This window comes from Shimia sp., assembly GCF_041624275.1.
GTDB lineage: Bacteria > Pseudomonadota > Alphaproteobacteria > Rhodobacterales > Rhodobacteraceae > Shimia.
In genome coordinates, this window is sequence record NZ_JBFJVE010000077.1 from 1 (window position 1) to 12,710 (window position 12,710).

Genomic DNA, 12,710 nt, shown 5'->3' on the forward strand with positions numbered 1-12,710 from the left:
AGGGCGCGGCAAAAGCGGCTCAACGATCCGCCATTCCTCATCGCTCAGGTCATATCGTGCCATGCTCACCTCCTGCTCTTTCGCAGAAGTGAATCACGCTAATCTCGTCAGTGGAACCCCTTATTGAGTACAGACCCTAGAGAAACCCACGCCACAGCAGCACCGCCACCAGCAGCGCGAAAACCGCAATCAGGTGGAAGGCGGCCATGACGAGCGTGCTCAGCACCATGCCCTTGCGGCGCTCTTTCGGGTCGATCCGCTCCAGCGCGGCACGCAGCGCGGCCTGCGCCCCGACGATCTCCTCGGCATCCAGCATCAGCGACAGCTTGGGGTGCCCGGCCAGACGCTCAGCCTCGGCCAGAAGCCGCGCCTGGCGATGGGCCTCGCGCGGCAGGCGCCGGCCGATCTTTTTCATCGCCCTCTCGAGCGTCTCGACCTCGAACGAAAACTTCCGCCCGGCCAGCCGGCACAGGTCGCGGTTGTCTCTGCGCAGCTTGGCGGGGTCGATCACCGGCGGTCCTCCTGCGGCCAGTCTTACGCAATCGCGGGGGCGCGCTCAACAGGGCTGGCAGCGCTGCGGGCGACAGGCTATCAAGGCGCCATGTTGAACAAGATCGAATATGGCCAGTCCGGCTCCAACCCCGACCTGCTGATCGTGCACGGGCTTTACGGCTCGGCGCGCAATTGGGGGGCGATCGCCAAGCGGCTGGCGCCCGAGCGGCGCGTGGTCTCGGTGGACCAGCGCAACCACGGTCAGAGCCCGTGGCATGACAGCCATACCTACGAGGACATGGCCGGCGACCTTGCCGCCGTGATCGAGGCCGAAGGCAGGCCGATGGACGTGCTCGGCCATTCGATGGGCGGCAAGGCGGCGATGGTGCTGGCGCTAAGGCGCCCCGAGCTGGTCAACCGGCTGATCGTCGCCGACATCGCGCCGGTCACCTACAGCCACGATCAGAACCAGCATATCCGCTCGATGCGGGCGGTTGATCTCGGTGGGGTGACCAAGCGATCGCAGGCGATGGAGCAGCTGGCGGCCAGCATCGACGACCCCACCCTGCGCAGTTTCTTCACCCAGTCGCTGGACCTGGCCAGCAAGAGCTGGCGGCTCAATCTCGATGCGCTGGAAGACCAGATGCCGCATGTGCTGGGCTTTCCCGAGATCGGCGGCCGCTATGACGGGTCGACGCTGTTCCTTACCGGGGCCAAGTCCGACTATGTCACGAGCGAACACCGGCCAGCCATCCGCGCCCTGTTCCCGCATGCGCGTTTCGCCAAGATCACCGGCGCCGGCCACTGGCTGCACGCCGAGAAACCGCGCGAGTTCGTCGACACCGTGCAGGCCTGGCTGAACCGCGCCTGAGCGCCCGAAAACGGGCCGGTTTCCCGGCCCGCTCGCAGACAGGCATCGATCGTTCAGGCTGCGTAAAGCGCCCCGGTGGGGGTGGCCAGAAAGGCATCAAGCGGCACGTCTTCCTGTTTCAGGAACCCCTGCGCCGGCAGCTTGCCGTCGCGCACCATCTCGATGATCGCCACCACCGATCCGGCGGTGGTCCAGGCGATCGCGGTGCGCATCCGGCCCGCGACCTCGACCGGGCGATAGCCGCGCACGAATTCACGGCGCAGCAACTGGCCGCCGATCCGCCCTTCGGCAGCGGCATGGACATAGACGATATCCTCGTTCACCGGCGGCTTGGCATTGACCAGAATCTCGCCCGCCTCCTCGCGGCGCTCGCGCATCAGCAGTTCGTGAAAGAAGAAGTTCATCAGCTTGCCGTGCCCCGGATAGCGCATGGTCTTGTAATCGAGGTTGGCCACCCGCCCGGCATAGGTGTCGCACATGGTCCCGAGCCCGCCCGAGGTGGTGAAGGCTTCGAGCTTGACGCCGTCGATATAGATGTCTTCGAACCACTCCATGGCCGAGACCATCTTGCGGGTGCCCTCTTCGATCACCTCGCAGTCGTTGAGGTATTCGTTGACCACCCCCTCGGGCGACCAGTTGAAGGAATAGCCCATCAAGCCGGTGGGGTGCTGTGGCAGCGCGCCGACCCGCATCTTGCAGCTGCGGCAGTCGTCGAACTCTTCGATCAGCGAGGCACCGACGATGCCGATGAACCCCGGCGCAAGGCCGCATTGCGGCGCCATCAGCCCGCGCGCGGTCTTGCTCAACTCGAGAATGCGGTTGGTGGTCGGCACGTCCTCGGTGAGGTCGAAATAATGGATACCCGCGCGATGCGCGATCTCGGCCAGCCGCGCATTGAGGTGATAGGGCAGACAGGACAGCACCGCGTCCTGGGCAGCAAATTCGGCCTCCACGCCGGTGGCATCCCGCAGATCCAGCGATTTGACCTGAAACGGCAGCTTATTTTGGGGGGCCGCCAGGTCAATGCCGGTCACGTTGAAACCCGAGCCGTGCAGCAGTTCCGCCGCCAGCGTTCCGACTTTTCCAAGGCCGAGTACAGCGATGTTTTTCATGGTTTTTACGGCCCTCAGATATCGAACTTGATGCCCTGCGCCAGCGGCAGCTCGCGCGAGTAGTTGACGGTGTTGGTCTGGCGACGCATGTAACCCTTCCAGGCATCCGAGCCGCTTTCACGCCCGCCGCCGGTGTCTTTCTCGCCGCCAAAGGCGCCGCCGATCTCGGCCCCCGAAGGGCCGATGTTGACGTTGGCAATGCCGCAGTCTGAGCCGGCGGCCGAGAGGAAATACTCGGTCTCGCGCACATCCGTGGAGAAGATGCAGGACGAAAGCCCCTGCGGCACCGCGTTCTGCAGGGCGATGGCCTCGTCCAGATCACGGTATTTCACCACGTAGAGAATCGGGGCAAAGGTCTCGTGATGCATGATCGCCGATTGCGCGGGCATTTCGACGATCGCCGGGTGCACATAGGCGGCGTCGGGGTAGTCACCGGTCACGGCCCGGCCGCCGCCATGCACGGTGCCGCCCTGGCTCTTGGCCTGTTCAAGGGATGAGTCCATGGCGGCCATGGCCGCGGCGTCGATCAGCGGGCCGATCAGGGTGCCCTCCGCCAGCGGATCGCCGATGGGCAAACCCTGATAGGCCTTGATCAGGCGCGGGATCAGCGCGTCATAGATGTCTTCATGCACGATCAGGCGGCGCAGGGTGGTGCAGCGCTGGCCGGCGGTGCCGACAGCCGAGAAGACGATGGCGCGCAGGGCCATCTCGAGGTCGGCCGAGGGCGCCACGATCATGGCGTTGTTGCCACCGAGCTCGAGGATGCTGCGACCGAGACGCTCCGACATGTCGCGCGCCACCGCGCGGCCCATCGGCACCGAACCGGTGGCCGAGATGATCGCCACATCCTTGCTGGCGGTTAGCGCCGCGCCCAGGTCGCGCCCGCCGATCAGGGTCTGGATCAGCCCCGCCGGCGCGTCGCTGCCGAACTCGGCCATGACGCCGTCGCAGATCCTCTGCACCGCCAGCGCGGTGAGCGGGGTCTTTTCCGAGGGTTTCCAGATCACCGGATCACCGCAGACCAGCGCCAGCGCCGCGTTCCAGCACCAGGGCGCGACGGGGAAGTTGAAGGCGGTGATGACGCCGCAGGTGCCCATCGGGTGCCAGGTTTCGCGCATCGCGTGACCGGGGCGTTCCGAGGCGATGGTCAGCCCGTAGAGCTGGCGCGACAGGCCGACGGCAAAGTCGCAGATGTCGATCATCTCCTGCACCTCGCCCAGGCCCTCCTGATAGATCTTGCCGCATTCCAGCGTCACCAGGCGACCAAGGTTTTCCTTTTCGCGGCGCAGGGCCGCGCCCAGTAGCCGCACCAGTTCGCCCCGGCGCGGTGCCGGAACCATGCGCCAGGCCTTGAAGGCGGTTTGCGCCTTGGCGATCTGCGCCTCGGCGTCGCCTGCATCATGAATGGCAAGGCCGGCGATCCGGCTGCCGTCGATGGGGGTGAAAACCTCCAGCGGGCCGGCTTCGGTCAGCGCCGGCTCAAGCCCGCAGGCGCTGAGAATCCGCGCATGGCGCGGCAGGGTATCGGTGACGGGCATCTTGGTCTTCCTTGTTGGTCAAAGGGGCCCGGCTGGGCCGTTTGAACCACTCTCGCCCGATGACGTGTCAATCAGAACGGCATTTTTCATTGCAATTCGGGATTATTTTCACAAAATGACAGATCAATGACCAAGGGGGCCTCATGGACGATCTGGACCACAAATTGCTGCATCTTCTGACCAAGGATGCGCGGGCCTCGGTGACCGATCTGGCGGCGGCGCTGAACGTGTCGCGCGGCACGGTCCAGAACCGCATCGACAAGCTGAGGCATGCCAAGGTCATCCACCGCTTCACGGTCGAACTCGGGCAATCGGCCGAGGATCACCAGGTCAGCGCCTTTACCCTGATCCGGCTGCGCGCCGACGACACGCGGGTGGCGCTGGCCGCCCTGCGGCGGATCGCGGCGATCACCGACATTCACACGCTGAGCGGCAATTTCGACATTGTCGCCGAGCTGCGCACCGCCTCGCTGAAACGGCTGGATCAGGTGCTGGACGAGATCCGCGCCCTGCCCGACGTGGCCGAAACCCAAAGCCACATCCGGCTTTCGACCCTCGCCGGCCGCTGACTGTGGCCGTGCCGCCGCCGGTCGGTGGCGGCCTCAGCCCGGCGGCGGGCCCGACTTCTGCCGGGGGCCGGGTCGGGGGCCGGAACCGCCCGCATTTTCCGGTTCACCGAAAAAGCGGAACTGCGCCCTTCCGGCCCTTTTGCAAGCATAAAGCGCGGTGTCGGCATCGGCCATCACCGCCTCCTGGCTTGGCGGATGGCAATCCTGCGACAGGGCGATGCCGACCGAGCAGCTGATCCGGCATTCGGCGCCGTTGAACGGCACCGGTTCCTCGATGCGCGCGATGATGCGCCGCGCGATCTCGGCCAGCCTGTGGCGGTCGCTCAGGGCCTCGAAGATCAGCACGAATTCGTCCCCGCCGACGCGGGCCACGCAATCCTGTTCGCGGGTTTCCTCGACCAGCACCCGGGCCGCCTGTTGCAGCACCGCATCGCCGGCGGCATGGCCATGGGTATCGTTGACCGCCTTGAAGAAATCGAGATCGAGCTGCATCAGGGCAAAGGCGCGGCCGCTCTCGATCAGCCGCGACAGGATATGGTCGATGGCGCGGCGGTTCTTGAGCCCGGTCAGCGTGTCGGTAAAGGCCTGTTCCTCGGCCGCGATCCGGGCCCCCTGAAGGCGCAGGTTCAGCTTGCGCGAGGCCTCCATCGCGGCCGATTTCGCCTCGATCAGATAGAGCATCTCGATGGTCAGGTCGGTGACCGCGAAATCGGTGCTGGTCAGCGCGTAATCGCGCACCCCCTCCATGATCGAGATGCCGAAGGACAGGTCGAGCACCGCCCCGCCACCGGCGCCGAAGGGCATGACCACCCCTTTCAGCGCGGTGCGCGGCGCGGCGCGCTTTTTCAGGTGCAGTTTCTCGCCGCGCGCCGCCAGCAGGCTGCCCATGTCGGCGATGCCGCGCGGGCGCAGCACCTCGAAGGCGTCGAAGACCCGCGCCGGTGGCGCGCCGTCATCGGGCCAGAACTTGCGCGAGGTCGGGCCGCAATGGGTCATCTCGCCGGCCGGTCCGAGGACCACATGCATCGGGCAAAGCACATCCAGCACCGGGGTTATGTGGTCGATCCCCTGCACGCCTCAGCCCGCCCCGGCGCCCAGCTCAAAGCGGCGCCCCTCGGCAAAGGCGGCTTCGACCAGCGTGATCTCGATCGTTTCAGAGCCGCCGGCGCCGCCCTTGTGCTCCAGAAAAACCAGCGCGCCGTAATCGTCGGCGAGCGTGCGCAGGACCCCCATCATCACATGGCCGAAACCGGCGTGATCGCCCCTGCAAATCAGCGCATAGCGGTTGTCGCCATGGTCGCACAGCTCCATGCGCGGCAGCCGCAGATCATCCACCGCCAGCCGGGCGCGGTCGGGCAATTCGTCCAGCGAATGCAGGAAGGCGACGAAGCTGACCCCGCCAAAGCGCAGCAGGCGGCGCAGCGCCTCGACATTGGGATGCGACACCAGATAGGTGCCGATATCCTCGAGCACGGTTTCGCGCGGCACGCCGAGACTGCGCGACACCGCCGCCAGCACCGCCTCGGTCAGCGCATCGTCATAGTGCAGCATCGCCTCGAAGTCGCTGAACCCGAGATCGGCAAGATGGGTCACCTCGATCCAGCGTTCGCGGCCGTAGTTGTCGCGCACGTAACACTGGATTGCCCTGTTGATCAGACCATGCATGGCGCCATCCCTCGCTTCCGGGCCACTATGGTCGCGAGGGCTTAACAAAGGCCCAACATGATCAGTTTTCAGGATAGAGTTCCAGATCTCCCAGCCACAGCGACCGGCGGCTCGAGGGGGCGATGCGATAGTCGCCCGCCAGCACCCGTGCGGCATCTTCGGCCGTCAGGCGCAGCCCTCGGCCGGTGATCATGTCGCGCAGATACTCGCCGACGATCAGCCGCCCACCGACGATGTGCACCGACATCGCCTCGTAGTCGGCCCCCGTCCCCGGCAGCAGCAGGATGCCCGTCAGCATCGCGTCCTGCGGGGCGAAGGCGCCCTGCACCAGCATGCAGCCCGGCGCACGATCGCGTTCGCAGGCGGTCAGCCAATCCTCGATCCGAAAGGGCGGCAGATCGCGCAGCAGCGCCGGGGCCAGCGTTCCCTCGCCGGGCAGGCTGCGGATCAGCCCGGCCAGCGCCACGGCGCCGGGCGCGCCGGGGTCGCTCACCACCCGATCTTCGAAACTATAGCGGCTTTCGGCCTCGCCCGCCGCTGCGATCGCCGCGCGCAGCGCCGCGTGCTCATCGCCCTCGAGCGCCTGCAACCGCGCCAGCTGGCGCTTGCCGGGCCGGCCCCAGTCATGGCTCAGCTCCCAGATCGCGGTCTGTTCGACGGTGGTCGCGCCGCCGAGATAGCGCGCCACCTGGCTGCGGGCAGAAATCGCCTCGGCGTTCAGCAGCGGGCTCAGCCACAGCAGCGAGAGCGCCAGAACGATGCCCGCCATCACCAGGTTGCCGCGCCGGATTCGCGCCATCCAGTCGCCGCCGCGCAGCACCGCCAGCGCGTAGATCAGCGCATAGGCGAGAACCACCAGCGCCGCCACCAGCGCCGCCAGACGGGCGGGCGTCCAGCCATATTGCGCCACCCGCAGCCAGATCCCGTAGAGCGCCACGCCGCAGAGCACCGGCAGCAGCAACGCCAGCAGGCGGGTCGCCCATTGCATCCAGACGGCCGAGACCGCATCGGCATCGGACTTGTCCAGCGCCACGCTGATCAGGCAGATCCCGCCCAGCGCCGCGCCCATCATCGTGCCCGCCGGCGACAGCCCGCCGAACAGGGTCTTGGGGTCGCTCATCGGCAGCGCCAGCACGAAGACCACCATCACCATCAACAGCACCGGCAGCAGCAGGCGCAACAGGTGCAGCACCAGATAGGGCGAAAGATAGTCGCGCATTTCCCAGACCACGCGCAGCGCCAGCCCCAGCACCGCGCCGGTCAGCAGGAACGGCACCGGGTCGATGTCGATCAGATCCTCGATCCAGTTGACCGACACCAGCGAGAGCAGCGCATCCGACAGGAACAGAACCGCCCAGAACAGGCCGACGAACAGCCAGGCCGCAGCATAGCGCACGACGACCGACCATGAGAATTCGAAGAGGTCGAGATAGGAGACCCAGTAGTTTCTGTTCCACAGCCGCAGAGCGACGAAAGGCGTGCCGATCCACAGGATCGCCCCCCATGCGCTGAGGGCAAACCCCGAGCCGAGAAACGGCTCGATGTCGACAAAGCGGAAACTGGCCCATTCCAGAAACAGCGCCGCGATCGCCGCCAGGCCACCGGCGCCCAGCGCCGCCCGCCCGATCGACAGCGGACCGGCCATGGCCAGAAGGGCGGCAAAGAAACCGGCAACCAGCGCCGCAACCAGAAGCAGAAGATGGCTGTTGTCGACATAGGTGGGCAACAGCTCGATCAAAAGCCATATCGTCAGCCCCGCCGAAGCTCCGGTCAGCGTCATCGCCGCCCGGCCCGTCACCGTGGTCTCGTACTCAGAGGTCATCGTCACTCTCCCGCTGTGTCTGGCGCACCCCGTGCGTTCCCCTCAGAGTAGAAGAGTTTCAAACCGGCGGGTAGCCCCGGAACGACCTGCCGCCGCGTCCGGGGCGCAAACGGGTCAGAAATCGGTCGGGGCGCCGCCCTCTTCCTTGCGCCTGGCGACGAAGGCCGCCAGTTCCTCGCGGATCGCATCCTCCATCGGCGGGGCCTCGAAAGAGTCGATGATCTGCTGGTAGAGGTGGTGCGCCCGCTCCGGCGTCCAGACGCTGCCGGCGGCGTCCCAGGCCTCGTAGTTGCGCCAGTCGGAGACAAAGGGCTGGTAGAAGGCGGTGGTATAGCGGTCCTGGGTATGCTGGATGCCGAAGAAATGCCCGTCCTTGCCGACGTCGCGAATGGCCTCGAGGGCGATCTCCTCGGGGCCGGTGGCGCAGATCTCGGGCTCGAGATAGCGCTGGATCATTTGCAGCACTTCGCAATCCATGACGAATTTCTCCGGGCTCGCGATCAGCCCGCCCTCGAGCCAGCCGGCGGCGTGATAGACCATGTTGGCCCCCGATTGCACCGCCGACCACAGGCTGTTCGAGGTCTCCCACATCGCCTGACCGTCGGGCACATTGGCGGCGCAGACGCCGCTGGCGCGCAGCGGCAGGCCGTAGAACCGCGCCATCTGGCCGGTCATCTGGGTGGCGCGCATGTATTCCGGGGTACCGAAGGCCGGGGCCCCCGATTTCATGTCGACATTCGAGGTGAAGGTGCCGATCGCGCAGGCCGCGCCGGGGCGGATATACTGCGCCAGCGCCACCGCGATCAGCGCCTCGGCCAGCGATTGCGCCACCGCCCCGGCCATGGTCACCGGCGCCATTGCCCCGGCCAGGGTGAAGGGCGTTACCACCAACCCCTGGTTGCGCCGCGCCATGCGCATCCAGCCGTCCATCATCGGCTCGTCGTGTTTCAGCGGCGAGGTCGAGTTGATGTTGGTGTACATCCGCGGCGTGGCTTCGAAGTCATCATGGCTCCAGCCGCCCGAGATGCGCACCATCTCCATCGAATCCTCGACCCGCTCGGCGCCCAGGCTGTAGGTATGGGCGACCTTGTCGGTCAGGGTCAGCTTGTCATACATCACGTCCAGATGGCGGATGCTGGCATGGATGTCCTGCGGCTCCACCGGATAGCCGCCGACGAAATGGATGCAGTTGAAATACTGCGACAGCCTGAACAGGTTGGCGCACATCTCGCGGGTGCCCGGCACCTTGCGGCCCAGCGCCATGTCCCAGTAGTTGGGCGGCGAGGAGACATTGCCGAACAGGATGTGGCCATCGCCCATGGTGATCTGGCGCGCGGGGTTGCGCGGCGTCAGGGTCCAGCTCGACGGCGCCTTGGCGATCATCTCCATGATGAAATCACGCCCGGCGCGCACAGTGTCGCCACTGACCGTGCAGCCGGCCTGTTTCAGCAGCGCGCGGGCCTCGTCATTGTAGAACTCGATGCCGATCTCTTCGAGGATGCGCATCGCGCCGTCGTGGATCGCCTGCACCCCGTCCGCGCCGAGCGGCTCGGTCGGGCGGTCGCAATTGACCGGCAGCCGCCACGGCATCTGGTCGATCACCCCGGCGCCGCCGCGCCGCGCCGCATTGCCCGCGCGTCCGCCACCACGCCGCCTGCGTCCTGCTGTTTCCTTCATTGCGCTCACTCCGGTTCTCGCTGTCCGCAGGAGACACCAGTCCGCGCGGCGCAGATCGCGGCTTTGCGACAAAACCTGTCGTTTTCGTTTTTCGGCGCGACTTTTCGCGCCGCAGTTTGCCCGCCGGGCGCAGAGCGGCCGGCCACGGGGCAACCACCGCGCAGGCGCGGAGGCAGAAAATGTCCGGGTACCGGGTGCTGGCTTGTTCAGGCGTCGAGCCAGTCGGGGATATGGCCGATATGCGGGAACACCACATCGGCATAAGGCGCCAGTTCGGCCTCGGTGGCCATGCCGGTCAGCACCGCCACGGTCTGCATGCCGGCGCGCCGGCCCGCCACCAGGTCGTGGGTGCTGTCACCGACCATCGCCACCCGCTCGGGCGGCAGCGCGAAACGGTCGCAGAAAGCCAGCAGCGGGCCCGGTTCGGGCTTGGCGCCGAAGCCGCTGTCGAAACCCAGCACCAGATCGAAACGCGCGGTCACGCCGACGCTGTCGAGATGCGCGCGGGCGCCGTATTCGGTGTCATTGGTCATCACCCCGAGCTTCAGCCCCCGGCCCGCCAGCCCGTCGAGATAGGGCGCCAGCGGCACGGCCTCGCACAGCGGCGCCTCGGCGGCGGCATACATCAGGGTTTCTTCCAGCTCGTCGACATTCCGGCCGGGCAGCGCCCGCGCCAGCGCCTCGGCGGCGTCGCGGTTGGTGCCGGCGATGATCGCGCTGACGGGCAGGAACTCGCCGCGCCGGAGATCGAAATCCAGCTCGTGGGCAATGCGCTGCGCCAGGGCATCGTCGCCGGCGGCGAAATCCGGGATCACCCGTGCCGCCCAGCTGTTCCAGGTCGCGCCGAAATCGAACAGCGTGCCATCCTTGTCGAAAAGAAGTCCGTCTACCCGCATCATACCACCCCGCCCGAACATGCCGCCACAGTGCCCGCCCCGGAACGGCGATACAAGAGCGCCGGTCCTGGATGGCGGAAAATTCTCAGGTCCAGTGCCGGCCCGCCTCGCCCGCCAGGACCCGGGCGGCGGCAAGCGGGGCGGTATACTCTTCGCCCAGGCTGTCGCAGAACCGCGTGACCCAGGCGTCGTCCATAGTCAGGAACTCCAGCACCGAGGCCTGAAAGGCCGGATCGGCGGCCTGCGCCCTCAGGTCGTCGGCACTGGCCCCGGTGGCACCGAGAAACACCCCCAGCAGGTCGTCCTCGCCGATCAGCCAGCCCAGCGCCCTCAGCGCCAGGGTGCCGGCCGCATCCTCTGTCATTTGCATTTTCACTACTTTCGCAATCTTTTCTTAACCAATCCGATCACAAGGTGAACAAACTCCTCTGCAAGTATCGGATCGAGCGATGCCAGGTAAAATTCTGATCCTCGACAATGTCGCGACAAACCGGATCGTGCTCAAGGTAAAACTGTCGACGGCCTTCTTTCACGTGGTGCAGGCCGGCTCCCTGCCCGAGGCCGAGCGGCTGTTGCGCCGGGCCGCGCCGGATCTGATCGTGATCGGGACCGGCCCCGACGACCGCGCCTGCCTCGCGGCCTGCAAAAGGCTGAAGGCGGCGGCCCCCGGACCCGGCATCCCGATCCTGCTTCTGAGCGGCAGCAGCAGCCGCGACCTCCGTCTCGAGGCGCTGCGGGCCGGGGCCGATCACGTGTTTTCGGTTCCGGTCGACGAAGCCGCGCTTCTGGCCCGCATTCGCTCGCTGTTGCGGGCCAGAGACGCGCAGGACGATCTGCGCCTGCGGGGCCGGGCCCGGCGGGCGCTCGGCTTTGCCGAGACCCCGCAGGCCGGGTTCGAACCCATGGCGCAGATCGTCCTTGCCACCGGCGAGCGGGCCATCGGGCGACGCTGGCGAACGGCGCTGAAACCGCTGCTGCCCCATGCCATTGACCACATGCCCCTGTACGAAGCCCTGCGCGGGCTGGGCCGGGTCGCGGCGCCCGACGCCTTTGTCGTGGCGCTTGATGACACCTGCCCCGACGACGCCCTGCGCCTGCTGGCCGAGATCCGGGCGCGGCCGTCGACGCGCGGCGCCGGCATTCTGGTGCTGCTGCCGCAAAGCTGCGAGGCATTGCAGGTGAACGCGCTGGACCTCGGGGCCAATGACGCGATGACCGGCACCTTCGATGCCGAAGAGGTCGCGCTGCGGCTCGAGACGATCCTGCAACGCAAGCGGCTGCGCGACCGCCTGCGCCGCAACCTCGAGGAAGGGCTGGAAGCGGCGGTGACCGATCCGCTGACCGGGCTGTTCAACCGCCGCTATGCGCTGCCGCACCTGAAGCGGATCGCCGAATATTCGACCCGGGGCAACAACGACTACGCGGTGATGGTGGCCGATCTCGACCATTTCAAGACCATCAATGACCGTTTCGGCCATGCCGCGGGCGACGCGGTGCTGAAAGAGGTCGCCGAGCGGCTGCGCAACAGCCTGCGCCCGGTGGACCTGCTGGCGCGGATCGGCGGCGAGGAATTCCTGATCGTGCTGCCGGCCACCGGACGTGCCGAGGCCACGAGGGTCGCCTCGCGCCTGTGCCGCCGGGTCGGCGCGACGCCGGTGACGATCCAGAACCGCGACCTGCATATCCCGGTCACGGTCAGTATCGGCATCGCGCTGGCCAGCGACCATCTCGACGCCGCCCGCGACGGCGCCGGCGACTCGGGCACCGGGCTGCTGGAATGCGCCGACCGGGCGCTCTATGGCGCCAAGGCGACCGGGCGCAACCAGATCTCGCTCGACGGCCCGCCAGAGCTGCCGATGGGGCAGCTGTCGCGCGGCCGCTGAGCGCGGCTCAGTCGGCTTGTCGGCGCGCGGGCGCGTCGCGGTTCAGGATCTCGCGCATCCGCGCCGCATAGGCCCGGCGTTCGGCGACGGTCATCCCTGCGACCTGCCCGAGCCAGACTTCGCGCGCGATCTCGCGGTGCCGGTCCTTGCGCTCGTCGATTTGGCGGCTGGCGGCGCGCAGCGCC

Annotated in this window: 12 protein-coding genes; 3 read left to right on the top strand and 9 right to left on the bottom strand. The window is 67.1% G+C overall.

Features of this window, described 5'->3' with window-relative positions:
- Positions 1 to 136: 136 nt before the first annotated feature.
- On the bottom strand, positions 137 to 511 hold the full coding sequence (locus ABZD10_RS07845) for a hypothetical protein (RefSeq protein WP_372885634.1): 375 nt from the start codon (positions 509 to 511) through the stop codon (positions 137 to 139).
- Positions 512 to 601: 90 nt separating this feature from the next.
- On the opposite strand from ABZD10_RS07845, the gene ABZD10_RS07850 reads away from it, so the two are divergent.
- Complete coding sequence (locus ABZD10_RS07850) at positions 602 to 1,363, top strand: alpha/beta fold hydrolase (protein ID WP_372885635.1); 762 nt, start codon at positions 602 to 604, stop codon at positions 1,361 to 1,363.
- A gap of 53 nt (positions 1,364 to 1,416) precedes the next feature.
- Here the strand turns inward: ABZD10_RS07850 and ABZD10_RS07855 are convergent, their stop codons facing one another.
- Together ABZD10_RS07855 and ABZD10_RS07860 are read right to left on the bottom strand one after the other, a co-directional pair.
- On the bottom strand, positions 1,417 to 2,475 hold the full coding sequence (locus ABZD10_RS07855) for a saccharopine dehydrogenase family protein (RefSeq protein WP_372885637.1): 1,059 nt from the start codon (positions 2,473 to 2,475) through the stop codon (positions 1,417 to 1,419).
- Positions 2,476 to 2,489: 14 nt separating this feature from the next.
- Positions 2,490 to 4,013 carry an aldehyde dehydrogenase family protein gene (locus ABZD10_RS07860; protein WP_372885638.1) on the bottom strand — a complete coding sequence of 508 codons (1,524 nt, stop codon included), beginning with the start codon at positions 4,011 to 4,013 and terminating at the stop codon, positions 2,490 to 2,492.
- Positions 4,014 to 4,156: 143 nt separating this feature from the next.
- Between ABZD10_RS07860 and ABZD10_RS07865 the strand changes: the two genes are divergently transcribed.
- Positions 4,157 to 4,582 (top strand): Lrp/AsnC family transcriptional regulator, encoded by a 426-nt coding sequence (locus ABZD10_RS07865; protein ID WP_372885640.1) that lies wholly within the window; start codon positions 4,157 to 4,159, stop codon positions 4,580 to 4,582.
- A 33-nt stretch (positions 4,583 to 4,615) separates the two neighbouring features.
- Here ABZD10_RS07865 and ABZD10_RS07870 read toward each other — a convergent pair whose 3' ends face one another.
- The 6 genes from ABZD10_RS07870 to ABZD10_RS07895 form a co-directional block, all read right to left on the bottom strand.
- On the bottom strand, positions 4,616 to 5,656 hold the full coding sequence (locus ABZD10_RS07870; protein ID WP_372885641.1) for a diguanylate cyclase domain-containing protein: 1,041 nt from the start codon (positions 5,654 to 5,656) through the stop codon (positions 4,616 to 4,618).
- Positions 5,657 to 5,659: 3 nt separating this feature from the next.
- Positions 5,660 to 6,247, bottom strand: a complete 588-nt coding sequence (locus tag ABZD10_RS07875) for a heme NO-binding domain-containing protein (RefSeq protein ID WP_372885642.1) — start codon at positions 6,245 to 6,247, stop codon at positions 5,660 to 5,662.
- Between the two features lie 61 nt (positions 6,248 to 6,308).
- Entirely contained in the window at positions 6,309 to 8,069 is a 1,761-nt protein-coding gene (locus tag ABZD10_RS07880; RefSeq protein WP_372885643.1) for a hypothetical protein, read from the bottom strand.
- Between the two features lie 114 nt (positions 8,070 to 8,183).
- Entirely contained in the window at positions 8,184 to 9,746 is a 1,563-nt protein-coding gene (locus ABZD10_RS07885; RefSeq protein ID WP_372885644.1) for a trimethylamine methyltransferase family protein, read from the bottom strand.
- 206 nt (positions 9,747 to 9,952) lie between these two features.
- The gene (locus ABZD10_RS07890) at positions 9,953 to 10,645 is read right to left on the bottom strand and encodes an HAD family hydrolase (protein ID WP_372885646.1); all 693 of its coding nucleotides are present in this window, start codon (positions 10,643 to 10,645) and stop codon (positions 9,953 to 9,955) included.
- Positions 10,646 to 10,727: 82 nt separating this feature from the next.
- A complete protein-coding gene (locus ABZD10_RS07895) occupies positions 10,728 to 11,012 on the bottom strand; it encodes a DUF3572 domain-containing protein (protein WP_372885648.1) in 285 nt (94 codons plus the stop codon).
- A 79-nt stretch (positions 11,013 to 11,091) separates the two neighbouring features.
- Between ABZD10_RS07895 and ABZD10_RS07900 the strand changes: the two genes are divergently transcribed.
- Positions 11,092 to 12,525 carry a diguanylate cyclase gene (locus ABZD10_RS07900; protein WP_372885649.1) on the top strand — a complete coding sequence of 478 codons (1,434 nt, stop codon included), beginning with the start codon at positions 11,092 to 11,094 and terminating at the stop codon, positions 12,523 to 12,525.
- Positions 12,526 to 12,710: the final 185 nt, after the last annotated feature.

What these genes read in the sequence shown, in the direction of transcription:
- ABZD10_RS07895 (WP_372885648.1), bottom strand. Translation starts at nt 11,012, where the DNA reads ATGCAAATGACAGAGGATGCGGCCGGCACCCTGGCGCTGAGGGCGCTG.
- ABZD10_RS07900 (WP_372885649.1), top strand. Translation starts at nt 11,092, where the DNA reads ATGCCAGGTAAAATTCTGATCCTCGACAATGTCGCGACAAACCGGATC.
- ABZD10_RS07890 (WP_372885646.1), bottom strand. Translation starts at nt 10,645, where the DNA reads ATGATGCGGGTAGACGGACTTCTTTTCGACAAGGATGGCACGCTGTTC.
- ABZD10_RS07875 (WP_372885642.1), bottom strand. Translation starts at nt 6,247, where the DNA reads ATGCATGGTCTGATCAACAGGGCAATCCAGTGTTACGTGCGCGACAAC.
- ABZD10_RS07855 (WP_372885637.1), bottom strand. Translation starts at nt 2,475, where the DNA reads ATGAAAAACATCGCTGTACTCGGCCTTGGAAAAGTCGGAACGCTGGCG.
- ABZD10_RS07880 (WP_372885643.1), bottom strand. Translation starts at nt 8,069, where the DNA reads ATGACCTCTGAGTACGAGACCACGGTGACGGGCCGGGCGGCGATGACG.
- ABZD10_RS07850 (WP_372885635.1), top strand. Translation starts at nt 602, where the DNA reads ATGTTGAACAAGATCGAATATGGCCAGTCCGGCTCCAACCCCGACCTG.
- ABZD10_RS07860 (WP_372885638.1), bottom strand. Translation starts at nt 4,013, where the DNA reads ATGCCCGTCACCGATACCCTGCCGCGCCATGCGCGGATTCTCAGCGCC.
- ABZD10_RS07885 (WP_372885644.1), bottom strand. Translation starts at nt 9,746, where the DNA reads ATGAAGGAAACAGCAGGACGCAGGCGGCGTGGTGGCGGACGCGCGGGC.
- ABZD10_RS07865 (WP_372885640.1), top strand. Translation starts at nt 4,157, where the DNA reads ATGGACGATCTGGACCACAAATTGCTGCATCTTCTGACCAAGGATGCG.